A 25,147-nucleotide genomic window follows, 5' to 3' on the forward strand; every position below is an offset into this window, starting at 1 on the left:
GAGCGATGCAGCGAACGCGGCGGGACAAGGCTCGGGCTGATGGACGGGCATTCGGTAACGCGAACTGGACGAAAAGATGAAAGCATGACGGGCTGCATCGTTTTTCACTACCATGTCCTGAGCGATCCGGGCGACATCGCCGCGCGCGCCGAGGCGCTGCTGCTTGAACAGACCGTGGAGCTCTCGCGCGCCGCGGCGTCGGACGATTGGGTGCGCGACAATATCATCGGCGAGGTGCTGTCGATCGAACCGCGCGCGGGCGGAGGGTTTGCGGTGGCGATCGCGCAAGCCCTTCGCACGACGGCGCTCGATCCCGCCCAGTTTCTCAACGTCGCCTTTGGCAATTCGTCGTTGCAGCCCGACGTGAAGCTCGCCGGCGTCGAACCGCCCGACGAATTCTTCAAGACGTTTCGAGGACCGCGTTTCGGCGCCGACGCCTTGCGCGAAAAACTCGGCGCCCATCGACGCGCTCTGACCGCCACCGCGCTGAAACCCATGGGCCTGCCGGCGGCAAAACTCGCCGCCCTCGCCCATGCTTTCGCGGTCGCGGGCATCGACGTCATCAAGGACGATCACGGCCTCGCCGACCATGATTTCTGCTCCTTCGAACAGCGCGTCGAACTCTGTCAATGCGCTGTCGCCAAGGCCAATGCCGAAACCGGCGGCCGGACGATCTATGCGCCGAACCTGATCGGTTCGCCCGCGAGCGTCCACCGGCAATTCGCCTTCGCGCGCGAGGCCGGCGTCGGCGCCGTATTGTTGTCGCCGATGCTGGTCGGCCCGGGGCTGTTGCACGAACTCGCCGGCGCGGCGGCGCTGCCGATCATCGCCCATCCCGCGTTTGGCGGGTCCGAATGGATCGCCCCCGAAGTGCTGTTCGGCGACATCTTCAAATGGTTCGGGGCGGACGCGTCGATCTTTCCGCATCTGGGCGGGCGTTTCAGCTACAGCCGGGAAACCTGCCTCTCGCTTGCGGCGCGACTCAATTCTTCCGCGCACGGCCTCAAGCCTGCGTTTCCTGTGCCGGCGGGCGGCATCAAGACGAGCCGCGTGCGCGAGGTGTTGTCATTCTATGGCGTCGACACCATACTGCTGGTCGGCGGCAGCCTGCTTGAATCGGGCGAGGTGATCCAGCGGACCAGGGATTTCGTCGCCGAGGCGGCCCGCGTGTCGAAGGAGCTTGCGTCATGACGGGGGTTGTTCGCCATACCGGGCTTTACGAATGGGAGGGCGTGCGGCGGCTCGACTACAAGTCGGAGGCCGGAACGCATTTCAAGCAGGTGACGCGGCAGGTCCTCTCCGAAGGTTCGCCCGATCTCTTCGCCGAATTGCGTTATTTCGAGGTCGCGCCGGGCGGCCATTCGACGCTCGAACGGCACGACCACGTCCATCTCGTGCTGATCGGCCGCGGCGGCGGCCATTGCCTGGTCGGCGACGTCGTGTCCGCCGTCAACCCGCTCGACGCTGTCATCGTTCCGCCGCTGACCTGGCATCAGTTCCGCGCCACGGGGACCGAGCCGCTCGGCTTCTTCTGCGTCGTCGCGCGCGAGCGCGACCGGCCGCAACTGCCGGGCGCGCGGGACATCGAGGCGCTGTCGGCCGATCCGGCGGTCAAGGCGTTCATTCGCGTCTGAGCGAGGATTTGAAAGTCGGTCACGAAATATCAGGCCGGGCGGCGAACCTCGCCTCAAGCTCGGCGACCATAGCCCCCCGTCTCGGCGACGGAGATCGCTGCGCGGGAATTTTTCTGCGTTGCGTCAGGTACTGGAGGAGTTTCAGGCGCGGGCAATCGGCAGAGACTCCGCCGGATCGGGCTTCAGATGCGGGTGCAGCGTGCGGATTTGCGCTCGATGCAGTATACGCCGCTGGCTGTCGTCGAACGCCTCGCGCTTGTGCAGGACCAGCAGGTTGTCCCAGATCACAACGTCCCCGGGCCGCCACACATGGGTGAGGACATTGTTTTCGGCGGAGGCCAGGTCCCAGATCCTGTCGAGCAGAGCCTCGCCCTTTTCCGCGCCGAGGCCTATGACTTGCGCGCCCCTGCGCCGGCCGACCAGCAAAATCTCTTCGCCCCAACTCGGGTGACGCGCCAGCAGGGGATGGGTTTGCGCGCTCCGTTTTTCGGGCGCCGCGTAACGCGGCGTGCCGGCGCTGGTGTAAAGGTCGTCATGTGTGAGGCTCAAACCTTGCAAAGCCTCGCGCTCGTCCGGCGACAGCGAAGCGAGAGCGCCGCGCAGATTGGCGAAAAATGTGCGACCGGCGCCGTCCGGCGTCTCCCAGGCGTGGAGAATGCAGCCGACGGGGGGATTTTCGACATAGGTCATGTCGGAATGCCAAGCCAGTTCGCCCGCTCCGAGCCCGCCAATGGGCGCCCCGTCTTCGATCACGTTGGAGACGACCGCTATCTCGGGAAACCCTTCGGCATGGCTGCGCGCCTTGTCGAGTTTTGGCGCGGGGTCGAGCGCGCCGAATCTTCTGGCGAAACGCAGCAGCCGCTCGTCGCCGATGGCCTGGTCGCGAATGACCAGAACCAGCTTTTCGCGCCAGAGCGCGACGATTTCCGCAAACAGCGCGTCGGTCAGGCCATTTTCGATATCGAGGCCATGCAGTTCGGCGCCGAATTTCTGAGTCAACTCGCTATGCCGGAGCGCCACGGCCCATCTCCATCGGTAGCAAAATATATTTTCTATAGATTTTATATATCTATCGGCTAAAATCAATCGAGCCTGTGTCATCTCGCGCCGCAGGCCATCCGGAGGCGCTTTTGACCCGTCGTCTTTTTCTAGTCTCCGTCGCCGGCGCCATGGCTGTCGCGTCCGGCGGCGGCGCGTTCGCCGTCACTCCCGTCACTCCCGTCACTCCCGCCGCGCCCGTCAAGCAGATTCGCGTCGGCTATCAGAAGACCAGCGCCCTTCTCGTCACCAAGGCGCTCGGCTTGCTCGAAAAGCGTTTCGCCAGCGAGGGCGTCGCCGTGAGCTGGCACGATTTCCAGGCCGGCCCCCCGCTGCTGGAGGCGCTGAACGCCGGCGCGATCGATTACGGCTACACCGGAGACTCGCCGCCAATTTTCGCACAGGCGGCGCGCGCGAAACTGCTCTATGTCGCGGCCATCCCGGCGCGTGGAGAAGGTCAGGGGATTGTGGTCCAGGCCAATTCGCCCATCAGGACCGTCGCCGATCTCAAGGGCAGGAAGGTCGGCGTCGCCAAGGGTTCGAGCGGCCATAATCTGCTGATCGCTTCGCTGGAAAGCGCGCATGTCGAATGGGACGAGATCAGCGCGATCTATCTGTCGCCCGCCGACGCCTCCGCCGCGCTGGCCAACGGCGCCATCGACGCCTGGTCGATCTGGGACCCGTTCTACGCCATCGCGGAGATCGGCATCAAGGCGAGGTCGCTGCCCGTCGACCGGAACGCGACCCGGCAGAACAGTTTTTTCCTCGCCAATCGCGATTTCACCGCCAAATATCCTGAAACGGTCGCCGCCATCAACGCCGAAGTATCGAAGGCCACCGATTGGGCTGCGGCGCATCGCGACGAGACCGCCAAACTTTTCGCCGAGGCCAGCGGCGTCGATTTCGTGGCGCAGAAACGTTCGGTCGATCGCGCCGAATACACCTTCTCGCCGCTGACGCCGGCGGTGCTCGACCTTCAGCAGCAGGTGGCCGACCGCTATTTCAAGCTCAAGCTTATTCCCAACCGGATCGATGTGCGCGAGATCGTCTGGGAAAAGGCGCGCGCATGAGCGACGCCGCCGGCATCGCTTCGCCTGACGCCGCGACGGCGCCGGCGCAACCGGAGGCGCGGGAGCTTTCGCCCACGCGCCCCTTCGGGTTTCGCAACGCGATTGCGCGCGCGCCTCTCGGCTGGCTCGCGCCCGCCGTGGCGCTGGTCGTCTGGCAGGCCAGCTCCGCCTTCGGCGCGCTCGGCGACGACGTCATGCCTTCGCCTCTGGCCGTGCTGCAAGCGGGCGTGCGGCTGACGCTGTCGGGCGCGCTTTTCGTTCATGGCGCGGTCAGCGGCGCCCGCGCGCTGGCGGGGCTGCTTGTTGGGGGGCTGCTGGGCATTGGCTTCGGCCTCGCCAACGGCCTGTCGCGCACGAGCGAGGAACTGAGCAACTCCACCTTGCAGATGATCCGCAATGTGCCGCATCTGGCCCTCATTCCGCTGGTCATCCTTTGGTTCGGCATCGGCGAGTCCGCAAAATTGTTCCTGGTCGCGCTGGGCGTATTTTTTCCCATCTACATCAACACGCTGCATGGGGTTAAAACCGTCGATCCGCAGCTGCTGGAAATGGGCCGCACCTATGGGCTCGACAACAAGGCGCTGTTTCGCGAAGTGATTTTCCCCGCCGCGCTGCCGTCGATCTTCGTCGGACTTAGGTTTGCGCTGGGCGTGATGTGGCTGACCCTCATCGTCGCCGAAACCATTTCGGCGCAGTCGGGCATTGGCTACATGGCCATGCAGGCGCGCGAATTCATGCAGCTCGACGTGGTCGTGCTGGCCATTCTGATTTATGCGCTGCTCGGCAAGCTGGCCGATGTCGTCACCCGCGCGCTGGAGCGCCGCATGCTGCGCTGGCATCCTGCCTTTCAGGCGGCGGCGCCATGAGCGCGGCGGTCTTCGCCGGGCAGGCCGCCGTTCCGCGTCAACCGTCCTTGGGCGCGGGGATGGCGCTGCGCGGGCTGGCGAAAAGATTCGGCGTCAAAACCGTGCTCAGGGACGTCGATCTCGACATCGACGCTGGCGAGTTCGTGGTCATTGTCGGACGCAGCGGATGCGGCAAGACCACCTTGCTGCGGCTGATCGCCGGGCTCGACGCGGCGGATGCAGGCGAGTTGCGCATCGACGGCGAAAGGGCGACCGATTGCGTGCGGGTGATGTTTCAGGAGCACCGCCTCCTGCCCTGGGCGAGCGTGGCCGCCAATGTGCGCATCGGCTTCGGTCCCGCGCGCAACAGCGCCGAGGCGCAGGCCAGGGCGCGCGCCGCGCTCGGCGAGGTCGGCATTGGCGAGCGCGCGGACGACTGGCCCTCGGTCCTTTCCGGCGGCCAGAAGCAGCGCGCGGCGTTGGCGCGGGCGCTGGTTTCCAACCCGCGCGTTCTGGCGTTGGACGAACCGCTTGGCGCGCTGGACGCGCTGACGCGGATCGAGATGCAGAACCTGCTGGAATCGGTTTGGCTCAAGGAGCGTTTCACCGCCATTCTCGTCACCCATGACGTCGCCGAAGCGGTGCGCCTCGGCGATCGCATCGTGCTTTTGGAGGGCGGCGAGATCGCGCAGATCATCCCGGTCGATCTTCCCCGGCCGCGCCGACGCGGCGATCCCGCCTTCGCGCGGATCGAAGACATTCTTCTCGGCCGTCTGCTCGGCGCGACGGCTGCCTCCTGACCCAGATTTCGACGGAGCGCCCTATGAGCTTCTATCGCGATTATTTCGACAAGCTGGCGATCAAGGCCTGGAGCGAGCTCGATTTCAAGCCTTTCGAGACCCTGAAACTCACGCCGCTGACGCCAACCATCGGCGCCGAGATCGAAGGCGTCGATCTGACCGCCGACCTGCCGGAACAGCAACTGGCGGAGATTCGCCGCGCCCTGGCCGAAAGGCTCGTGCTGGTTTTCCGCGACCAGAACATCTCGCTGGACGACCAGAAGCGCTTTGCCCGCAATTTCGGCCGGTTGCATCGCCACGAACTGGCGCAGGACAAGACCTTCGCGGGTCGCGCCAACGATCCCGAACTGCTCGCCTGGAAGACCGGACCGGACTCGCGTTTCACCGCCGGCGACGCCTGGCATGCCGACGTAACCTGCGACGAGGCGCCCATCGCCGCCTCCTTCCTGCATGTGACCAAAACACCGCCCTATGGCGCCGGCGACACCGCTTTCGCCAATTGCTATCTGGCCTATGAGTCCCTGTCCGAGCCGATCAAGCGCCTGCTCGACGGGCTGACTGCGATCCACGACGGCGCCTTCGGCTGGCAGCAGGGCTATGGCGCCCAACCCAAGCCGGGCCAGGTCTTCCCTAAAAGCCGGCATCCGGTGGTGGTGACACACCCGGTCACCGGCCGGAAAGTCCTCTTCATCAACGAGGCCTTCAGCAGCCAGATCGTGGAGCTGGCGCGGCCGGAAAGCGACGCCCTGCTCGGCTTCCTGGCTCGCCATATCGAACGCAATCTCGCGTTCCAGGCGCGCGTGCACTGGACTGAAAACGCGCTGGTCGTTTGGGACAATTGGGGCGCCCAGCATCATGCGGTATGGGATTATTATCCGCTCGAACGCTGGGGCAACCGGATCTCCGCGGTCAGCGGCGAGAGGCCGTACTCGCCTTCGCTGCCGCTCACCGCGACCAGCGCCAGCGCGGCCGAATGACGGACTGCCGTTTCGCAGCGGCCAGCCAATTCCTCGCCTCCATCGTCGGCCGAGGATCGGGCGACCGCGCATTCTTCAGAAGGCGCGCTCCCTCACTTCAGGGGCGCGAGATTGGCATTGGCGGGCGGCGGAGGCCTGGTATCGTCGGGATACCAATATTTGACGTGACACGACTCGCAGGCCGTGTCGAGCGCGCCGCCGGCCTTGAACAGACGCGCGACGTCGCGCGTGTCCGCGGCGGCCAATGCTTCCTTGGCGGCGCGTTGCAAGGCGCGGGCGCGCGCGACGAAATCGCGGCGGTCGCCGGCGATTTTCTTGGAGATCTCGTCGGGACGCAGAATGCCCTTCACTTGCGCGTCTTCGAGCTTTCCGCCGGTCGAAGCGACGCGTCGGCCCGGCGCCACGAGAAGATTGGGCGCCTCTACGAGCGTGACGGCGTAACGCTGAACGGCTTTCCAGTCTTCATCGGTGCGCGGCTCGTTGGTTTGCGTGCCCGACGCCGTCGTCGTACTGGAAACCGACGCCCATAGCGCGTCCGCCGACGGATCGACCAAATTCTGCATGATCTGCTGAATGGTGGCGACGGCCTCGAGTCCTTCGCCTGCGCTGCGCTGGACTGCCGGTTTGTTCGCGGCCGCGACGGCCCCGGCCAGCAGCATGGCCAGGGCCGCCGCCGAAATTGCTGTTCGCATCGCCCGCATCCCACCCTCTTGAGTTCAAATGAAGCCGATGCCCCGGCCGGATATCCCGACCCCGAACCAGAGCAGCAGCGAGACCACCGCCGCCAACTTGCCGGCGACCGGCCTTTCCACCGCGTGTCGGCTCGCCACCCTGAAGAGGCTCGCCTGGAACAGGACGGCGGCGATCAGCAACACCATCTTGAGCTGAAAGAATTCGTTGGAAGAATAGCGGACGGGTCCCGCCAGAAAGATCAGCGTTCCGCTCAGGACGGCGGCGGCGAGGCCGATGCCGAGCAGTTTGTTGCCGGCGCCGACGATCCGGGCGGGCGTCTCCTTGACGAGCGCCACCCCGAGCAGCCGCAGATCGACGAGCGTCACCGCCGCGAGCAGCAGCAAGAAGCCGAGGATGTGGACGAGCTGAAACGAAGCGCCCACGAGATGGTTCGATTTGCGCAAGAAAATGCCGAACTCGGTGTCTTGCACCCATTGCAGCACGGTGAGAATGGTCATGACGGTCTCCGTCCGCGTGGCTGGCCTCTGCCCAAACTCAAAACCCTAGCCGAGATAGGGAATGAGGCGGCCCGACACCACGACCGCCGACCAGAGCGCGAGCGAAGTCCAGCCCGCGATTCGGACCTTGAGCGGAGGAATCGAGCGATTCGCCCATTCGGCGGCGTGAGGCGCCAGACCGAGCTCGAACCAGAGAAAATTGATGCCGGCGAGAAGGATGAAAAACAATTTCACCGCAAAGACCGGGCCGGCGAGCAGCTTGATGGACAGAGCCGAGAACAATAGTGATCCGGTGACGAAAGTGACGACGAAACCCGCGAAAATAAAGGGACGCAGCTGGCTCAGGACCTGCTGAACGGGCGCGTCCCGCAGCCACACGCCCGCCAGGCGAAGGTCCACCAGCGCCAGCAGGCCGACGGAAAAAGCCAGACCCAACAGATGGGTTCCCTCCACCAGCGGGAAAACGTATTGCGACTCGCGCAGGGCGGTTCCGAATGGCGAATCGTAGAGCCATTGCGCGAAATCATAGAAACCGGACATTGAGCAGCCTTTGGCGCGGCATCGCGCGGGTTAATGCGGCGACCATGGTTCAGGCGAAGCTCATGGCCCCAACCTGCCTGTCAATACGGCTTGCTTTTGTCGCCCCGATACAGATGCTCGACGTCGCGCTCGCCTTCCTGGCACTCGTTGAACCAGAGTTCGTAATTCGGCTGGTTGACGTGCGCGCGCGAGAAATCGGACGCAAGCGTCCATGGCTGCGTGTAGACGCCGGGGTCTTCATATCGCTGCTCGAGCCGGAACTTGTTGGGGCCGGTGAAGATATATTTCTCCACGATATGAACCTGGTCGCTCGAAAAATCGCCCTCGTTGCTAAGCCGGTGCTTGGCGTTGTCGTTTGAGACATCCACAACGAGCGTCGTGCCTTCCCAATGTCCGCGCGAATCCGCCATCCACAGCTTGATCTTGCCGGGGATATGCGGCCTGCCGTCGAGCGGAATGATGCGGCTCGTATGGTTCTGATCGTCGAGAAACACGACGTAACCCGGATATTGCTGGATCTCGAAATCCTGGGTCCAGAAGATCGTGCGCGTCACCCCGCCGGGCACGCAACGGGCCTGAGGATCGATATGCTCCGGTTTCGTCCAGTTCAGGGTCGTCGCCTCAAGCTCCTGCTGCCTGGTCCGAGCCCAGGGTTGATAGGGGACCTGGCGGTCCGGCGGATCGACGATCCGCGACTTGCTCAGATCGCCGCCCGTCTTGCTCTTCTCATAGGAGCCCTCTTCGCCGATGCCGACGCCGCGCCTTGGCCGCACCAGCGAATAGGTTCCGGCGATCTCGGGACGATAGAAGCCCTGGACGTCAGGCTGTCCGTCGGAAAGCCGCTTCGGCGTCCATTCCTCCGCCGCGGCGGCGCCGGACAGCGCGAAGATGACGCCGGCGATCAGACCGAAACTCCGATGTTCAGTCATGCCATCTCTCCATGTCAGGGGTAGAAATGTTCGTAATCGAAGGTGTAGCATTCATATTCGAGCAGCTGGATATCCTTTTCGACGCGCCGGTAGAGGACGAGATCGATCTTCCAGGGCTGTGTGAAGACTTTGGGATCCTCGATCGTCGCTTCGTAGCGGATATGGTCGGGATCGATGAAACTGTAGCGCTCGACGACGTGCAGCGCGTCGCTGTGGAAATTGCCGGAATGATCGAACCAGGTCTGGTCATTGAAATGGACCACGTCGACGACCAGCGTGTCGCCTTCCCATTGGCCGCGCGAATCGCCGAGCCACCAGTCGATGTGGCCGGGCAAATGTTTGGAGCCGTTGGTGTAGATCGTTCGCGCCGTATGCGCATATTCGTAAAGCAGCGTCAGATGGGTGTCGGACTGGAAAATCTGGAACGGAAAGGGGGAATAATTGGCGCGCGGCACGCCCGGGAGATAGCATTTGTTGCGCGGATCCAGCACTTCGCGCTTTTCGAAATTCTCTTTCCGTTTCTCCGCCGCCCAGGGCTGGTATGGAATTTCTCCGCCTGCGACCACGCCAAGCCCCGCCGGCGCGTCCTTGCGCGCACTGTGCGGCTCCAGATCCCAATCCGCGGTGCTCAGAGTCTGCCAGATCCCGGAAAAGTCCGGCTTGGCGTTCGCGCCGCGCGGCAAGGCGGCGCCGGACTCGGCATGGGCTGCGCCCGCACATAGATAGATCAGCGCCATGACGCCGCTCAAAGCCGCCGCCACTCGAAGCGCCGCCCCGCGCATTTTGGGCGCGAGATCTTTTACCGGGAAATAACGGTTCATTGGCCGCTCACAACTGGCGAGGAAAGAAGGATGGACGATCAGTTTTGCGGCCGGTTGGCGGCTTCGCCGGGATTGCCGGTGCCTTCGCTGCCCGCGAAAAAATCGCGGCCGTCGGGCAATTTCACCGTGCTGCCGGCGATGACTTCCTTGCCGTTCTTGGCGCGATAGCCCTTGACCGTCACGACGCCGCCAATCGGAAAATCATCCTTGCGGGCGCCGCGGCGAAGCAAAGCATTGGGCGCTCCGAACTCCACCGCCCAATTTACGGCCTTGCCATCCGGTCCCTCTACGTCGACGTAGACCCAGCCGTGGGGATTGGTCCATTCGAGCTTGGTCAGCTTGCCCGTGATGACGATCGGTTGATCGATATCATATTCGGCGGCGAAGGCGTGATGAGCCTCCGCGGACGAAGGCGCCCAACCCAGCGCCGCAGCCCCGAGAATGCCGAGCATTGCGCGTTTCAACCGCATTCCATACCTCCGTCCTGGCGCCCGCCATACGCGATCGGGTCGCGACGGGTAAAAGCCTCCGTGATGTCGGGCACGCCGAAGATACCCGATCAAAAACTCTAGTCAATAGATCGGATTTATAGATTGAAATCATTTGGTGGCCAAAGCCTCGCAGAGTTGCGGTGGCTGAAAGCCAGACGCGTGAATGGCGCCAGCGACTTTGTCCGGCGCACCAAGGGCGTGACCTGCTGGACCTATAAAAACCTTAAAATCAGATTGGAACCGCCGCCGGCCTGGCGCGAAGCTCACAAGAAAAAAATGCCCGGCGGGGAAAAATTTTGTCGGCCGGCTTGCACTGCACCTTTTTGCGCATATAATCCTTATTATCCCATCGGAAAGATAGGAAATATGATTAGAGCAATTATGAAAGGACAAGCCATGCGTAAACTCGCTTTCGCTCTGCTTTTCGCCACAGCCCTCTCTTCGACGGGATTGCTGTCCCCGGCTTTTGCGCAGAATGCGCCCGCCCCGGCGGCCGGGACGCCCGCCGCCGCCGGCCAGCAGGCCCAAGCCTATAATCACAAGGTTCCGCAGTTGCACCGCGCTGAAATCGACGCCTTGCTCGCCGATCCGGGCAAGGTCTTGTTCGTCGATCTGCGTCGTCCCGACGAAATTTCCTCGATCGGCACTTTCCCGGTTTATTTGAATGTTCAGGTCAACGACGTCGCAAAGGAGCTCGCCCTTATTCCGAAGGACCGCGCCATTGTCACTGTTTCGAACCATGCCGGCCGCGCCGGCATCGCCGGCGACGTTCTGAAGGACAAGGGTTTCAATGTCGTCGGCGCCGTCGGCTCGCAGTTGTATGAGGAAGAGGGCGGCAAGATCGTCAAGGTCGCCATCCCGCCGCCGCCCCAGCCCGCCGCGCAGCCTGCCGCGCCCGCCGCGCAGGCCCAGGTCTATAATCACAAGGTTCCCAAGCTGACTCGCGCCGAAGTCGACGCCCTGGATCCGAACAAGGTTCTGTTCGTCGATGTGCGCCGCCCCGACGAAATTTCGACGCTCGGGACATTCCCGGTCTATTTGAACGTTCAGGTGGCCGACGTCGAAAAGAACCTCGCCTTCATTCCGAAGGAGCGCGCCATCGTCACCGTCGCCAATCGCACCGGCCGCTCCGCCACGGTTGGCGACCAGCTGAAGGATAAGGGGTTTAATGTTCTTGGGGCCATCGGCTCCCAGGACTACGAGGAACAGGGAACCCGGATCGTCAAGATCGCTGCCCCGCCGCCGCCGCGCCAGGCTGCCGCGCAAGGCGGCGCCCCCGCCACGGCGCAGGCCGCCGCCGACCCGGCCAAGAACTGACTTCGCCAAAAAAGGATCCCGAAAAGCGCCGACGGCTTTTCGGGATCATGCGAAAAAAAAACCAATCCAACGCCGTCTGTTTTTTCAATCGGCTCCTATAGATTGTTGTCCGCTACGGCGAGCTTCAATTCAGATCGACATGAACCTTGTCGATCTCGCCGTTGAAGGCGAAGGGCGCGGCGTAATCGGGACTGACGGCCGAGCCGGAATCGAGGCCGACATCCAGCGTCTCGTTATAGGAGAGTTGCAGGTTCTCGATCCGCCCCTCCGCCACGGTCGCGCCATTCACCGTCAGCCTGATCTGCCCCGCGTAAACGACGCGCGGCTCGAAGGAGGTCGGCGACGGCGGCGGTTTTTTCGCGTCGGGCGTGAATTCGACGCCGATTTGCGCCGCGCCTTCGGGCAGCTTCGCCGCAGAAACGATCTTGCCGGCGACATTGCCCCAGGCCTTGGCGAGATAGACGAGTTTTCCATCCTTCACATAAAGCGAGAAGCCGCCGTAATCGCCGCCATCCGCCAAAATCACCCCCTGCGGCTTGGCGGGCAGGATCACTTCGGCCAGGATTTTATGCGCGCGCCGGTTGAATTTCGGGCCGATGCGCTGAGGAATGTGATCGGCGCCGGGGCGATAGTCGAAAACCGTGCGGCCGTCGGCGGGCGAAGGCAGGTCCTTCCGCGCCGGCAGCAACGGATAGATTTGTGTGCGCTTCGCCTCGCTGTCGAACAGCGCGACCAGTTCCTCCAATTTCTCCGGATGGTCCTTGGCCAGATCATGCGCCTGGGAAAAATCCTCCGTCAAATGGTAAAGCTCCCAGGGATGCTGGCCGATTTTCAGATCGCCGCCGCGCGTCGCCGACCACGGAACCGCATGGAGCGCGCCCGCCCACCAGCCGTCCTGGTAAATGCCGCGATTGCCGGAGGTCTCGAACACCTGCCTGGGGTGGCTGCTCGGCGCGGCGGCGTCGAAAAAGCTCGCGGCGAAACTCTTGCCCTCAAGCGGCAATTGATCGACGCCATCGACCTTTACCGGCGCGGCGATTCCGGCGACCTCGAAAATCGTCGGCGCGATGTCGGTGATATGCTGGAACTGCGTCCGCAATTCTCCATGGGCCTTGATTTTCGCCGGCCAGGAGACGATGAGCGGATCGCGCGACCCGCCCAGATGCGAGGCGACCTGCTTGGTCCACTGGAACGGCGCGCTGCTCGCCCAGGCCCAGGCGGCGGCGTAATGATTGTCGAAAATTTCCTCGCCGAACCGTTCGGCCTGTGCGAGTCGCTCCGCGACGGGGGGAACCGTCCCGTCCGCCTTGACGACATCGCGGCCCTCAAGGCCGCCCTCGCCCGAGCCGCCATTGTCGCCGGCGATATAGAGCACCAGCGTATTGTCGGCGATTCCGTCCTTTTGCAAGGTCGAGAGCAGGCGACCGATCTCGTGATCGGTCTGTTCCATGAAGGCGGCGTAAACCTCCATCTGCCGGGCGAACAGCTTGCGCTGGTCGTTTGACAGCGAGTCCCAGGCCGGCAGTTCGGCGGGGCGCGGCGTCAGTTCGGCATTGGCGGGAATGACCCCCAATGCCTTCTGGCGGGCAAAGGTCTCCTCGCGCAATTTGTCCCAGCCCTGATCGAACTTGCCGCGATATTTGCCGATCCATTGTTTGGGAACCTGATGCGGCCAATGGGTGGCGCCGGGCGCGAAATAAAGCAGGAACGGCTTTTGCGGGGCCACCGCCTCATGGGCGTGGACCCAACGGATGGCTTCGTCCGCCAGATCGATCGTCAGGTGATAGCCCTGAGCCTGCGTGCGGGTCGGATCGGCGGGCGTGGTGTTGCGATAGAGGCGCGGCTCGAACTGGCTGTCGTAACCGGCGATAAAACCATAAAAATATTCGAAGCCGAGTCCGGTCGGCCAGCGGTCGAAGGGACCGACAGGGGAGACTTCGTCATAGGGCGTATTGTGCCATTTGCCGAAGGCCGCTGTGCTGTAGCCATTGTCGCGCAACCCCCCCCCGAGAGACTCGCCGCGCTGTTGGGCCAATGCGCGTTATAGCCGGGATAGCCGGTTGCGCCGTCCGCCACCGAGCCAAAGCCGACCTGATGATCGGTGCGCCCCGACAATAGCGCCGCGCGAGTCGGCGAGCACAGCGCGCTGACGTGAAAGGCGTTGTAGCGCAGGCCATTGGCGGCGAGCTTGTCGAGTTCCGGCGTTTTCGCCGGACCGCCGAAAGTGGAAGTCGCGCCGAAACCGGCGTCGTCGAGCAAGACCAGCACGATATTGGGCGCGCCGCCTCCGGCCTTGACGGGCGCCGGCCAGACGGGAGCCGTGGCGTCGCGCGACGGATCGGTGATGACTTTTGGGAATGGCTCGGGCCTGGGCAGAATTTCCGGAGTTTGAGCAAAGGCGACCGAGCGAGGGGAGAGGGCGATCGTCAAGGCAAGCAAGGTGATCCGCATTAAAACCGTCCGCCGATGAAAACGCCCGGACGGCGACCGTCCGGGCGTTGCTTCGTCGCTGCGCGTACCTCCGGCGCAGCGACAAATTCTAAAATCCTATCGTAATAGTCGTATTAATCGGCAGGCTTTGTCAAGCCGCTGTTTTATATGTTCCTGTCTGGCTCAAGGCGGGAACGCGCCGTCCCGTCCGGGCGATTCTGCCCCTGACGCTTAGATCGCTTCGACCCAGGGCGCGCGCCAATCGCGGAACGTGGAAAGCAAATTTTCCTCAACCGGCGCTTCGGCGAAGAAAAACGGCGCAACATCGCGTTTTCAAAGCTTTTAAATCTGATCGACAATATAGGCTTATGCAAATAAATTTGCTTTGGCTGCAGGCGGAACGGGCTGCGGCGTTTTGCGAATGAGAACAGCATGAACAATCGGTCGGGTTTCGTGATTTTTTCCCTCGCTCTGGCGTTGTCGACGCCGGCCGCCGCACAGGAAGTCCTGCCAAAACCGAACGCGCCTTTTCAGGGCAAGATCGCGGAGACGCGCGAGCAGTCGATCCCCGCCTTCCCCAAGCCGGCAGCAGCGCCGAAAGGCGCCCCCAATGTCGTGCTGATCTTGCTCGACGACGCCGGTTTCGCCTCCAACTCGACCTTCGGCGGCCCCGTGGCCACCCCGGAACTCGACAGGCTCGCCGCCGGCGGCCTACGCTACAACCAGTTCCACACCACCGCCATCTGTTCGCCGACCCGCGCGGCGCTGCTGAGCGGACGCAATCACCACCAGGTCGGGTTCGGCAATCTTTCCGATGTCGCCACGGGCTATCCAGCCTATAATTCCGTCTGGCCGAAGGATACGGCCTCGATCGCCGAAATATTGCGGCTAAGCGGCTATAGCACGGCCGCCTTTGGCAAGTGGCACAATACGCCGGTCTGGGAAATCAGCCCGGCGGGGCCTTTCGACCATTGGCCGACCGGCCTCGGCTTCGAATATTTCTATGGCTTCCTGTTCGGCGAAACCAGCCAGTGGGAGCCCCAGCTCTATCGCAACACCGTCGCGGTGGAGCCGACAAAAACGCCGGACCAAGGCTATCACCTGACGACCGACCTCGTCGACGACGCCATCCATTGGCTGCATCAGCATGACGCCGTGGCGTCCGAAAAGCCCTTCTTCCTCTATTTCGCGACCGGCGCCGTCCACGCGCCGCATCATGTGCCGAGGGACTGGATCGCCAAATATGCCGGCCAGTTCGATGGAGGCTGGGACAAATTGCGCGAGGACTCCTTCGCCCGGCAGAAGAAGCTTGGCGTCATTCCCGCCAACGCCGAACTGACGCCGCGCCCGGAAGGCCTCCCGGCCTGGGACTCGCTCTCCCCCGACCAGAAAAAACTCTACGCCCATCAGATGGAGGTTTACGCCGGTTTCCTGTCGCAAACCGATTTCGAAATCGGCCGCCTGCTGCAATCGATCAAGGACGAGGGCAAGGCGGACGATACTTTGGTGATCTTTATCACCGGCGACAATGGCGGCAGCGCCGAAGGCGGCCTTGAAGGCTCGGAAACCAATGCCGGCACGCTGCAAGGGGCCACCGACGACGTCCCGGAAATGCTGTCGCATCTGTCCGATCTCGGCAGCCCGCTCTATGACAATCATTACGCCGCCGGCTGGTCCTGGGCGACGGCGGCGCCCTTCCAATGGATGAAGCAGATCGCCTCGCATTTCGGCGGCACGCGCGACGGTCTCGTGGTGTCCTGGCCCGGCCATGTGAAAAAGCCGGAGGCCGTTCGCAGCCAGTTTGGCCATGTCAACGACATCGCGCCGACGATTTATGAGGCCATCGGCATCCCGTTCCCGCAGAAGGTCAATGGCGTCGAGCAGAAGCCGCTCGAAGGCAAAAGCCTTTTGGCGAGCTTTGCCGACCCTTCCGTCAAGAGCCAGCACACGGTGCAATATTTCGAAATCTTCGGCAATCGCGCGATCTACAAGGACGGTTGGGTCGCCGGCGCGCGCCGCTACGCGCCATGGGAAGTGTTTTCCAATGTCGGAAAACTGTTTCGCGGCGGCTTCGACAAGGACCGCTGGGAGCTCTACAATGTCGCCGAGGATTTTTCGCAGGCGCATGACCTCGCGGAAAAATATCCCGACAAGCTCAAGGAGCTGCAGGGCGAATTCGACAAGGAGGCGCGCCGCAACGGCGTGTTTCCGCTCGTGCCGATCCCCGATCCCGACCAGACGCCGTCGCCCGTGCTCGGCAAGACGCATTTCACCTATTATTCCGGCGTCGATCGCCTGCCGGGCTCCGCCATTCCCGAAGTCGGCGCCAGGACGCATCGCCTGACCGCCGACATTGTCGTGCCGGAGGGGCCGGTCGAAGGCGTCATTGTCGCGCGCGGCGGGCGCTATGGCGGCTACAGCCTTTATGTCAAGGACGGCAAGCTCACCTATGAGAGCAACACCTTTGGCAAGGTTCACGAGAAGCTGGTCTCGTCGCAGCCCCTGACCAGGGGCAAGGTTCACATCACCTACGATTTCACGGTCGATCGCTCGCTGATCGAAAACGTCAAGGGCCTCCTGTCCTCGGCGCTTCTCGCCAAGAGCCGGCCGGGAACCGGCGTGCTGTCGGTCAATGGCGTCGAGGTCGCGCGCGCCCATCTGTCGCAGTTCGGCGGTTTCCGCAGCGCCATCACCGAGCCTTTCGATCTTGGCAAGGACACCGGCTCGCCGGTCTCGCCGAGCTATCGAAGCCCCTTCGCCTTTTCCGGCAAGATCGAAAAAGTCGATATCGACGTGAAGCCATGAAACCGCTCCGGCCGGCCTTGAGCGCCCCTGCGGCAGAGCGGCTTCCGACGTCCGCCGAGCCCGATCCGACGCAATGGCGGCGCGGTTTTCCGCCGCCCGGGGATCGCCTGATCCGCATCGAGGACGGCGCCCTGTTCCGCTATCCCCAACTGCGCTGGAGTTTCAGTCACGCGCGCGAGTTGGGGCCGACCAAAGCCGTCTGGCGCGGCGACGGCGCGGTCGCGCCGCTCAATAGCGCCGGGCAGGGCATCGGCGGCCTCAGCTTCGCCGGCCCAGACGGCGCGCCTCTGACTCTGGCGCAATCGCTTGCGCAAACCCATGCCGACGGTTTCGTCGTGCTGCACAGGGGCCGAATCGTCCATGAATCCTATGCCGGCGAGGGGGCTGCCCACCGCCCGCATATCTGGATGTCGCTGACCAAATCGCTGATCGGAACCATCGCCGCGACGCTGATCCATGACGGCGCGCTCGACGAGGGCGCCATCGTATCGCATTACGTTCCGGAACTCGCGCGGGGCGCCTATGGCGACGCCACCCTGCGGCAGGTGCTCGACATGCTGATCGGCGTCGATTATTGCGAGGATTACGCGGAGCCCGACGCCCAGATATGGGATTACGCCCGCGCCGCCGGCTGGCTGCCAAGGCCGCCTTCGTATGACGGGCCGCAAAATCTCCATGCCTATCTGCCCGGCCTCCGCAAGAAAGGCGAACACGGAAAGGCGTTTGACTACAAGACCGTCAATACCGAAGTTCTGGGCTGGGTTGTCAAACGGGCGACAGGCCAGTCGCTCGCGGAACTGGTTTCCTCGTCGATCTGGGCGCCGATGGGCGCGGAGGCCGACGGCTATTTCCTGATCGATTCCACCGGCGCGGAGCTTGCCGGCTGCGGCCTCGCCTCGACTTTGCGCGATCTCGCGCGCTTCGGCGAGATGATGCGCTGCGAGGGCGAGTTCAACGGCCGGCAGATCGTCCCGGCGGCGGTCGTCGCCGACATAAGGCGCGGCGCCGATCGCGGGCATTTCAAGGCGGCGGGCTATTCGACTTTGCCCGGTTTTTCCTATCGCAACATGTGGTGGGCGACTCATGACGCCCGCGGGACTTTTCTGGCGCGCGGCATTCATGGCCAGAGTCTTTACATCGATCCGGTCGCTGAGGTGACCATCGCCCGCTTCGCCAGTTTCCCGTTGGCCGCCAATCGCCACAACGACCCGCTGACCTTTCCTGCCTATCGCCGCATCGTCGATGTTTTGGGGAGTTGAGGCTCTTTCCGGTTTCAAACCGATTTTGCCGGCGAACGAAGGCGCGTCAAAAAGTCATGGCCGGCTTGCGATAATTGTATATCAAATTTATAGATATTATAATCTAATGGAGCGATGACTTGGTCTGGAGTAAGAACATGCTACGCAAATTCCTGGCGGCGGCAGCCGTGGTCTTTGGCGTCGGGTCCATCGCCCTCGCCGCAACCCCGCTCAAGGTCGGCGTCTCCGCCGGTCCCTATGCCGACATTCTGCGCTTTACCGCCGAAAAGGCGAAAAAGGACGGCATCGACGCCGAAATCATCGAATTCACCGACTGGACGCTTCCCAACGAAGCCTTGAACGCCGGCGACATTGACCTCAATAATTTCCAGCATCAGCCTTACCTCGACAATCAGGTGAAGACGCGCGGCTACGATCTTGTTTCCGTCGCCAGGAGCATTATCGTGCCGTTCGGCCTTTATTCGAAAAAACTGACGTCGCTCGCCGCCATCAAGGACGGCGCGACCACCGCAATTCCCAACGATCCGTCCAACGCCGCGCGTGGGCTGCAATTGCTGGAGAAGGCTGGACTGATCAAGTTGAAGCCCGGCGCCGGCGCCCAGGCGACGGTCGCCGATATCGTCGCAAATCCCAAACATCTGAAAATCCAGGAACTCGACGCGGCGCAACTGCCGCGCGCGCTCGACGATCTCGACTTTTCGGTGGTCAGCCTCAACTACGCCCTCACGGCGGGGCTGGACCCGAAAAAGGCGCTGCTGCTCGAGGACGACCACAGCCAATGGAATCTGGTGTTCGCGGTCAAGACCAAAAACAAGGACAACCCGGCCATCAAGCGCTTCATCGAAATCTATCGTTCGTCCGAGGTCAAGGCTTACATCCTGAACCGCTTCAACGGCACCATTCTCGCAACCTGGTGAGACCCTCAATACCAGGTCTCATTAATCGCGACTTTAACTGGATGAAGCCATGACCCTGTCCCTCCGCCCCGAGCCCGGAACGGCGCGCCCTTTCTGGGATGCCGAACTGGAAACGCAGAGCCGCGAACAATGGCGCGCTCTCGCCTTGTCTTCGCTGCAAAGCCACCTGCGGCGCGCCTATGAGGGGTCGCCGTTTTACCGTCGCTCCTTCGACACCGCAGGCGTTCACCCGGACCAGGTCAAAAGCCTCGAAGACCTCCGCCGCTTTCCCTTCATCGACAAGAAAATCCTGCGCGACCGCCAGATCGCCGTCCCGCCTTTCGGCGACCTCTGCGCCGTCCCCGAGCGCGACATCGTCTATATTTCCGCGTCGAGCGGCTCGACCGGCGTGCCGACGGCATCCCCCTTCACCGCCGGGGATTTCGACGACTGGATCGATTACGAGGCGCGGCAATTCTGGTCCTCGGGTCTTCGCCCCGAAGACCGCTATTGCCATTCGCTCAATTTCTCGCTGTTCATCGGAGGTCCCTGCGTGCTCGGCGCGCAAAAGCTCGGCGCGCTGACCATTCACGCCGGAACGGTTCCCTCCGACCGGCTGCTCAATATCCTCAAGCAGTTTCAGGCCACCGCCATCTGGACGACGCCGTCCTATGCCTGGCATCTCGGCGAAACGGCAGTCAAGGAGGGCCTCGACCTCAAGAACGATCTGGCGATCGAGCGCATTTTCGTCGCCGGCGAGCCGGGCGGATCGATCCCGGAAACGAGGGCCAGGATCGAGGAACTTTGGGGCGCCTCGGTCTACGATTATTACGGGCTGTCCGACATTTTCGGCTCCTGCGCCGGCATGTGCGAGCATAAGGACGGGTTGCACTGGGCCGAGGATCACATCCATGTCGAAGTGCTCGACCCCGCAAGCGGCGAACCGGTGGCTCTCGGCGAGCGCGGCGAACTGGTTCTGACGACCTTGAAGAAATCGGCGCGGCCGATGGTGCGCTTTCGCACCGGCGATATCGTCTCCTTCACCGACGCGCCTTGCGCCTGCGGCCGCACGTCGCTGCGCATGCATGGCGTGCACGGCCGGCAAGACGACATGCTGATCATCAAGGGCGTCAATATCTTCCCCTCCGATGTCGAGGCCGCCGTGCGTCAGGACCGCGATCTGACCGGCGAATATCTTCTGGTGGTCGATCGCGTCGATCATCTCGACCGCCTCGCCATCGAAGTGGAATATCGGCATGGTTTCAACGGGACGCTCGATGAGCTGGCTGCGCGCATCGAGCGCCGGCTCAAGGCGCTGACGGGCGTCGGCGCGCAAGTGCGCATTCTGGCGCCCGACAGCTTGCCGCGCGCGACCCACAAGGCCAAAAGGGTCGACGACCGCCGCAGCGGCGTCTGGTCCTGAGGCCTTGCGCCGAAGCGTCCGCTGCTTTCCAGGGTTTTTGCCATGTCCGCCCCTCGTCCGCCCGAATTCGACACGCTGAGCCTCCACGCGGGACAGCGGCCCGATCCCGTGACCGGGGCGCGGGCCACGCCGATCTTCGAGACGACCTCCTATGTCTTCAGCGACACGGATCACGCTGCGGCGCTGTTCAATCTGGAGCGCGCCGGCCACCTCTATTCGCGCATTTCCAATCCGACCGTCGCGGTGCTCGAAGAGCGCATCGCGGCGCTGGAGGGCGGCGTCGGCGCGGTTTGCACGGCGAGCGGCATGGCGGCGATGCATCTGGCGATCGCGACCCTGCTCGGCGCCGGCGACCACATCGTCGCGTCGTCGTCGCTTTATGGCGGCACGGTCAACCTGCTGGCGCAGACCCTGCCGCGCTTCGGCATAAGCACGAGTTTCGTCAAGCCGCGCGATCACGCCGGCTTTGCCGCCGCGATCCGTCCCGAAACCAAACTCGTCATTGGCGAAACCATCGGCAATCCCGGCCTCGAAGTGCTCGATATACCAGCCTTGGCAAAAATCGCCCATGACGCGGGCGTCCCGCTCTTGATCGACAATACGTTCGCCACGCCTTATCTGAGCCGCCCCATCGAGCAGGGCGCCGATATCGTCATGCATTCGCTGACCAAATGGATTGGTGGCCATGGCCTCGTCATCGGCGGCGCGCTGATCGATTCCGGGCGGTTCGACTGGCTCGCCTCGGGCCGGCATTCGACGCTGACGCAACCCTATGCGGGCTATCATGGACTTATCTTTGCCGAACAATTCGGCCCTTCGGCCTTCGTCATGCGCGCGCGGACCGAAGGGCTGCGCGATTTCGGCGCCTGCCTGTCGCCGCATAATGCGGCGCGGCTGCTGACCGGCGTCGAGACGCTGTCGCTGCGGATGCAGCGCCATGTCGAAAACACCGGCGCCGTGCTGGCGGCGCTGCAGGCCAATGACGCGGTGAGCTGGGTGATTCATCCCTCGCTGCAAAACCATCCCGACCACGATCTGGCTTTGCGGCTGTTGCCGCGCGGCGCCGGGTCGATCGTCAGTTTCGGCGTCAAGGGCGGCCGGGCGGCGGGGCGAAAATTCATCGAGGCGCTGAAACTGGCCAGCCATCTCGCCAATGTCGGCGACGCCAAGACACTGGTCATCCATCCCGCCAGCACCACCCATCGGCAGATGAGCGCCGAGCAACTGGCGGCTTCCGGAGTTGGCGAGGATATGGTCCGCATATCGGTCGGACTGGAATCCGCCGCCGACATCCTCGCCGATCTCAATCAGGCCTTGCGCGCCTCGCAGAAGATTTGAGGCCGGCATGAAACTCGAAGTCGATCGCTGCGCCGTTTTCGCTTCCAGCGGCGGCAAGGATCATCGGCCCGGACAGAAGCTGGTCGTGCTGCTGCATGGCGCCGGAGCGGATCACAGTGTCTGGGCGTTGCAGAGCCGCTGGCTGGCCTATCACGGCGTCAATGTCCTTGCCGTCGACCTGCCCGGCCATGGCCGCTCGGATGGGCCGGCCCTGACCGAAATCGAGGCGCTCGCCGACTGGACCAGCCGACTGATCACAGCCACTGGCGCGGAAAACGCGGCGCTGGTTGGCCACAGCATGGGCGCGCTGATTGCGCTGGAGACCGCCGCGCGCTTTCCTGGCCTGATCGACCGCATTGCGCTGGTCGGGGCGGCGGCGGAAATGCCGGTTCACGCCGATCTGCTCGCCGCCGCTCAGGCCAATTCGCCGGACGCCATCGCCATGGTCAGCCTTTGGGGACTGGGTGGCCCGGCTTCGCTGGGCGGCGCCAGCGCGCCCGGCCTCTGGATGCTCGCCGGGACGCAGCGCCTGCTGGAGCTGACGGCCCCCGGCGTGCTTTACGCGGATCTCGCCGCCTGCGACGCCTATCGCGCCGGGACGGAAGCGGCGGCAAGGATCGCCTGTACCGCCACATTGATTCTCGGCGAGCGCGACCTGATGACTCCGCTAAAAAGCGGGAAGGCGCTGGCCGTGCTGATCCCCGGCGCCCGCACCGTCGTCTCGCCCGGCGCGGGCCATATGCTGATGGTCGAGAGGCCCGACGCCGTTCTCGATGCGTTGGCCGCGTGGATTTCCGCAAAATGAGCGCGGAGATGATTCGGGTTGAAAACCTCTCCCGGCTATACCCTGCGACGCGCAAAAGCGCCGAGGTCGCCGCGCTCAAACAGGTGGATATCGCCGTTGGCGCCGGCGAGATTTATGGCGTGATCGGTCGGTCCGGGGCGGGAAAATCGACGTTGCTGCGCATGATCAACGCTCTGGAGCGGCCGACCTCCGGCCGGGTCATCGTGGACGGCGTGGACATGTCGCGGCTCGACGGCAAAGCCTTGCGCGCCGAGCGGCGCAAGATCGGCATGATCTTCCAGCATTTCAATCTTCTGTCCTCGCGCACGGCCTATCGCAATATCGCCTTGCCGCTCGAATTCGCCGGCGTCGACAGCGCGGCGATCGAGTCGCGGGTGCAAAACCTGCTCGATCTCGTCGGCCTTTCCGACAAGCGCGACCGCTATCCGGCGGAGTTGTCCGGCGGCCAGAAACAGCGGGTCGGCATTGCGCGGGCGCTGGCGAGCGAACCCAAGGTTCTGCTCAGCGACGAAGCGACCTCGGCGCTCGATCCGGAAACCACGCGTTCGATTCTTTCGCTGCTGGCCGAGATCAATCGCCGTCTCGGCGTGACCATTCTGCTGATCACCCACGAGATGGAAGTCATCAAGGAAATCTGCCATCGCGTGGGCGTGATGGAAGAGGGCGCGCTGATCGAGGAAGGCGATGTCCATGAGGTCGTCACGCGCCCGAAAACCACGACCGCGCGATCCTTCCTCGGCGCTCTCGCGGGCGGCGAAATTCCCGCCGGTCTGGCGGCGCGGCTGCGGCCGGACAGCGACAGCGGCAATGAAATCGCGCTGAGATTGAGATTCAGCGGGCCGCGCGCCACCGAGCCGATTTTGTCGCGGCTGACGAGCGAGATGGGGATCGAAGTGGCGGTGCTCCAGGCGCAGGTCGATGAAATCGGGGGCCGGCCGTTCGGCACGATGATCATTGTCGTATCCAGCGCCGCGCTGGCCGACGGGTTGGCGGAAGCCTTCCTGGCCAATCACGGCGTGTCGACCGAAAGGCTCGGACATGTCGCCTGAAATCGTCCGTCTCATCATTGGCGCCCTGCTTGATACCTTGCGGATGGTCGCCTTTTCCGGCGCGCTCGCCACCGCTATCGGGGCGCCGCTCGGCGTGTTTCTCGCCACCAGCCGGGCAGGCGAACTCTTCGCCGCGCCAAAATGGAACGGCTTGCTCGGCCTTGTCGTCAACGCCACGCGCTCGACGCCCTTTATCATTCTGGTCGTCGCCATCATTCCCTTCACGCGGATGATCGTGGGAACGGCGATCGGAACCAACGCGGCGATCGTCCCTCTCACCATCGCCGCCGCGCCGTTCATCGCCCGCGTCGTCGAAGCGGCGATCCGCGAAGTCGACGCCGGCCTGATCGAGGCCTCGATCGCCATGGGCGCAACGCCGTTGCAGATCGTGCGCAAGGTGCTGCTTCACGAGGCTTTGCCGGCGATTACGCTGGGCCTGACCCTGACGGCGGTCAGCCTGCTGGCCAATTCCGCCATGGTCGGAGTCGTCGGCGGCGGCGGCCTCGGCGATCTCGCGATACGCTATGGCTACCAGCGCTTCATGCCCGATGTCATGGCGTCGGTAGTGCTGGTGCTGATCGTTCTCGTTCAAGCCATCCAGAGCCTCGGCGAAGCCCTCGCCCGGCGGGTCAACAAACGCGCCCGCCGCGGCTGATTCGCGCAGCCGGCGAGGAGTCGGCCGAGGGCGGGCTCCAAAGGCTCTCGTCTCTCGCCCGCGCAGGCTGTATCGCCAGAGGGTCGGGGGAGATGTCGCCAAAGATTTGCAGATGCGGGAACGGCCATACTCCGGCGTCAACACGATGATGTTACAGGCGAGCATTTCGCCGATCTCATATCCAGCGTCTGCGCGGCTTCGGGCCGCTGCACGACGTTGAGACCGCCGATTCACTCAACAACCACCGGCTAAAGCCGGTGGGTTGAGTTTCACGGACTGAAAGTCCGGATACGCGTCGCCTAAACGACGCATCTACTCGGGCTCCATCTTGAAATTGTCGTTCGGATTTGGCTCGAAGTGATGCTCGAGATATTGTTTGATCATCTCTTCCGTCATCTGACCCACCGTCGCACAAAAGTACCCCCGCGCCCAAAAATGCCGGCCCCAGCACCTCTTCTTCAGATGCGGAAACTCCTCGAATAGCTTGCTGGCTGTTCGCCCCTTGATCCGCCTCATAATCTCTCTCGGCGCCATCTCCGGCGGAGCACTGACCAGAAGGTGCACGTGATCGCCGCTTACTACCCCCTTCACGATCCTGATCTCGAACGCTTCGCAGGTCTGCCTCACCAGCTCACGAACGCGTACCGCAACATCCCCGGTCAGAACCTTGTAGCGATATTTCGTAACCCAAACAAAATGATACTCAATCTGAAAAACCGTGTGACTGCCGTATCGATCGTCCATCCGCGACGCCTCCCCGTCGCATCTTGAAGCTAAAGTTCACCGGCTGAAAGCCGGTGGTTCGAACCCTGTGATGGAGAATCAAAACATGGCG

Annotated in this window: 24 protein-coding genes and 1 pseudogene; 15 read left to right on the forward strand and 10 right to left on the reverse strand. The window is 63.4% G+C overall.

The annotated features are described in order from the left end of the window. The first annotated feature begins 84 nt into the window (after positions 1 to 84). Complete coding sequence (locus tag QZY01_RS20610; protein WP_294540969.1) at positions 85 to 1,191, forward strand: RuBisCO large subunit C-terminal-like domain-containing protein; 1,107 nt, start codon at positions 85 to 87, stop codon at positions 1,189 to 1,191. Beyond that, the gene (locus QZY01_RS20615; RefSeq protein WP_294540971.1) at positions 1,188 to 1,634 is read left to right on the forward strand and encodes a cupin domain-containing protein; all 447 of its coding nucleotides are present in this window, start codon (positions 1,188 to 1,190) and stop codon (positions 1,632 to 1,634) included. Before QZY01_RS20610 ends, QZY01_RS20615 begins: the two co-directional genes overlap by 4 nt. Before the next feature lie 141 nt (positions 1,635 to 1,775). Here QZY01_RS20615 and QZY01_RS20620 read toward each other — a convergent pair whose 3' ends face one another. Beyond that, a complete protein-coding gene (locus QZY01_RS20620) occupies positions 1,776 to 2,654 on the reverse strand; it encodes a TauD/TfdA family dioxygenase (RefSeq protein WP_294540973.1) in 879 nt (292 codons plus the stop codon). A gap of 110 nt (positions 2,655 to 2,764) precedes the next feature. On the opposite strand from QZY01_RS20620, the gene QZY01_RS20625 reads away from it, so the two are divergent. The 4 genes from QZY01_RS20625 to QZY01_RS20640 are packed head-to-tail and all read left to right on the forward strand — an operon-like array spanning position 2,765 to position 6,364. Then, a complete protein-coding gene (locus tag QZY01_RS20625; protein WP_294540975.1) occupies positions 2,765 to 3,742 on the forward strand; it encodes an aliphatic sulfonate ABC transporter substrate-binding protein in 978 nt (325 codons plus the stop codon). Beyond that, the gene (locus tag QZY01_RS20630) at positions 3,739 to 4,608 is read left to right on the forward strand and encodes an ABC transporter permease subunit (protein WP_294540977.1); all 870 of its coding nucleotides are present in this window, start codon (positions 3,739 to 3,741) and stop codon (positions 4,606 to 4,608) included. The genes QZY01_RS20625 and QZY01_RS20630 overlap by 4 nt, the downstream gene beginning before the upstream one ends. A gap of 59 nt (positions 4,609 to 4,667) precedes the next feature. Continuing rightward, complete coding sequence (locus QZY01_RS20635) at positions 4,668 to 5,387, forward strand: ABC transporter ATP-binding protein (RefSeq protein ID WP_294541032.1); 720 nt, start codon at positions 4,668 to 4,670, stop codon at positions 5,385 to 5,387. Between the two features lie 23 nt (positions 5,388 to 5,410). Beyond that, a complete protein-coding gene (locus tag QZY01_RS20640; protein ID WP_294540979.1) occupies positions 5,411 to 6,364 on the forward strand; it encodes a TauD/TfdA family dioxygenase in 954 nt (317 codons plus the stop codon). A gap of 92 nt (positions 6,365 to 6,456) precedes the next feature. On the opposite strand, the gene QZY01_RS20645 is transcribed toward QZY01_RS20640, so the two are convergent. The 6 genes from QZY01_RS20645 to QZY01_RS20670 all read right to left on the reverse strand — a co-directional run bounded on the left by QZY01_RS20645 (position 6,457) and on the right by QZY01_RS20670 (position 10,314). Next, on the reverse strand, positions 6,457 to 7,056 hold the full coding sequence (locus tag QZY01_RS20645; protein ID WP_294540981.1) for a cytochrome c: 600 nt from the start codon (positions 7,054 to 7,056) through the stop codon (positions 6,457 to 6,459). Between the two features lie 24 nt (positions 7,057 to 7,080). Next, complete coding sequence (locus tag QZY01_RS20650) at positions 7,081 to 7,554, reverse strand: DUF6644 family protein (RefSeq protein WP_294540983.1); 474 nt, start codon at positions 7,552 to 7,554, stop codon at positions 7,081 to 7,083. A gap of 45 nt (positions 7,555 to 7,599) precedes the next feature. Next, on the reverse strand, positions 7,600 to 8,094 hold the full coding sequence (locus tag QZY01_RS20655) for a DUF6644 family protein (protein ID WP_294540985.1): 495 nt from the start codon (positions 8,092 to 8,094) through the stop codon (positions 7,600 to 7,602). Positions 8,095 to 8,174: 80 nt separating this feature from the next. Continuing rightward, positions 8,175 to 9,023 (reverse strand): hypothetical protein, encoded by an 849-nt coding sequence (locus QZY01_RS20660; RefSeq protein WP_294540987.1) that lies wholly within the window; start codon positions 9,021 to 9,023, stop codon positions 8,175 to 8,177. Positions 9,024 to 9,037: 14 nt separating this feature from the next. Next, on the reverse strand, positions 9,038 to 9,844 hold the full coding sequence (locus tag QZY01_RS20665) for a hypothetical protein (RefSeq protein WP_294540989.1): 807 nt from the start codon (positions 9,842 to 9,844) through the stop codon (positions 9,038 to 9,040). 38 nt (positions 9,845 to 9,882) lie between these two features. Continuing rightward, the gene (locus QZY01_RS20670; protein ID WP_294540991.1) at positions 9,883 to 10,314 is read right to left on the reverse strand and encodes a DUF6152 family protein; all 432 of its coding nucleotides are present in this window, start codon (positions 10,312 to 10,314) and stop codon (positions 9,883 to 9,885) included. Positions 10,315 to 10,731: 417 nt separating this feature from the next. Between QZY01_RS20670 and QZY01_RS20675 the strand changes: the two genes are divergently transcribed. Next, positions 10,732 to 11,652, forward strand: a complete 921-nt coding sequence (locus QZY01_RS20675) for a hypothetical protein (RefSeq protein WP_294540993.1) — start codon at positions 10,732 to 10,734, stop codon at positions 11,650 to 11,652. A 124-nt stretch (positions 11,653 to 11,776) separates the two neighbouring features. Here the strand turns inward: QZY01_RS20675 and QZY01_RS20680 are convergent, their stop codons facing one another. Then, on the reverse strand, positions 11,777 to 13,687 hold the full coding sequence (locus QZY01_RS20680; protein ID WP_294540994.1) for a sulfatase-like hydrolase/transferase: 1,911 nt from the start codon (positions 13,685 to 13,687) through the stop codon (positions 11,777 to 11,779). Between the two features lie 98 nt (positions 13,688 to 13,785). Beyond that, positions 13,786 to 14,103: pseudogene (locus tag QZY01_RS20685) on the reverse strand (sulfatase-like hydrolase/transferase); the annotation flags it as partial. Between the two features lie 411 nt (positions 14,104 to 14,514). Here QZY01_RS20685 and QZY01_RS20690 point away from each other — a divergent pair. From QZY01_RS20690 to QZY01_RS20725, 8 genes are all read left to right on the forward strand, one after another. Beyond that, positions 14,515 to 16,887 carry an arylsulfatase gene (locus QZY01_RS20690; protein WP_294540997.1) on the forward strand — a complete coding sequence of 791 codons (2,373 nt, stop codon included), beginning with the start codon at positions 14,515 to 14,517 and terminating at the stop codon, positions 16,885 to 16,887. After that, complete coding sequence (locus tag QZY01_RS20695) at positions 16,884 to 18,146, forward strand: serine hydrolase (protein WP_294540999.1); 1,263 nt, start codon at positions 16,884 to 16,886, stop codon at positions 18,144 to 18,146. Before QZY01_RS20690 ends, QZY01_RS20695 begins: the two co-directional genes overlap by 4 nt. Positions 18,147 to 18,283: 137 nt before the next feature. Further along, entirely contained in the window at positions 18,284 to 19,063 is a 780-nt protein-coding gene (locus QZY01_RS20700) for a MetQ/NlpA family ABC transporter substrate-binding protein (protein WP_294541001.1), read from the forward strand. A gap of 49 nt (positions 19,064 to 19,112) precedes the next feature. Continuing rightward, on the forward strand, positions 19,113 to 20,465 hold the full coding sequence (locus tag QZY01_RS20705; protein ID WP_294541004.1) for a phenylacetate--CoA ligase: 1,353 nt from the start codon (positions 19,113 to 19,115) through the stop codon (positions 20,463 to 20,465). Between the two features lie 42 nt (positions 20,466 to 20,507). Then, positions 20,508 to 21,803, forward strand: coding sequence for an O-acetylhomoserine aminocarboxypropyltransferase (locus QZY01_RS20710; protein WP_294541006.1), 1,296 nt, complete (start codon positions 20,508 to 20,510; stop codon positions 21,801 to 21,803). Between the two features lie 7 nt (positions 21,804 to 21,810). Next, positions 21,811 to 22,608: an alpha/beta hydrolase gene (locus QZY01_RS20715; RefSeq protein ID WP_294541008.1), complete on the forward strand. Its 798-nt coding sequence runs from the start codon at positions 21,811 to 21,813 to the stop codon at positions 22,606 to 22,608. Further along, the gene (locus tag QZY01_RS20720; protein ID WP_294541010.1) at positions 22,605 to 23,657 is read left to right on the forward strand and encodes a methionine ABC transporter ATP-binding protein; all 1,053 of its coding nucleotides are present in this window, start codon (positions 22,605 to 22,607) and stop codon (positions 23,655 to 23,657) included. The genes QZY01_RS20715 and QZY01_RS20720 overlap by 4 nt, the downstream gene beginning before the upstream one ends. Further along, on the forward strand, positions 23,647 to 24,312 hold the full coding sequence (locus QZY01_RS20725) for a methionine ABC transporter permease (RefSeq protein WP_294541012.1): 666 nt from the start codon (positions 23,647 to 23,649) through the stop codon (positions 24,310 to 24,312). The genes QZY01_RS20720 and QZY01_RS20725 overlap by 11 nt, the downstream gene beginning before the upstream one ends. A gap of 312 nt (positions 24,313 to 24,624) precedes the next feature. On the opposite strand, the gene tnpA is transcribed toward QZY01_RS20725, so the two are convergent. Next, positions 24,625 to 25,056, reverse strand: a complete 432-nt coding sequence (gene tnpA / locus QZY01_RS20730) for an IS200/IS605 family transposase (RefSeq protein ID WP_294541014.1) — start codon at positions 25,054 to 25,056, stop codon at positions 24,625 to 24,627. Positions 25,057 to 25,147: the final 91 nt, after the last annotated feature.

The organism is uncultured Rhodoblastus sp. (assembly GCF_903903185.1).
In the GTDB taxonomy this organism is placed as follows: domain Bacteria; phylum Pseudomonadota; class Alphaproteobacteria; order Rhizobiales; family Beijerinckiaceae; genus Rhodoblastus.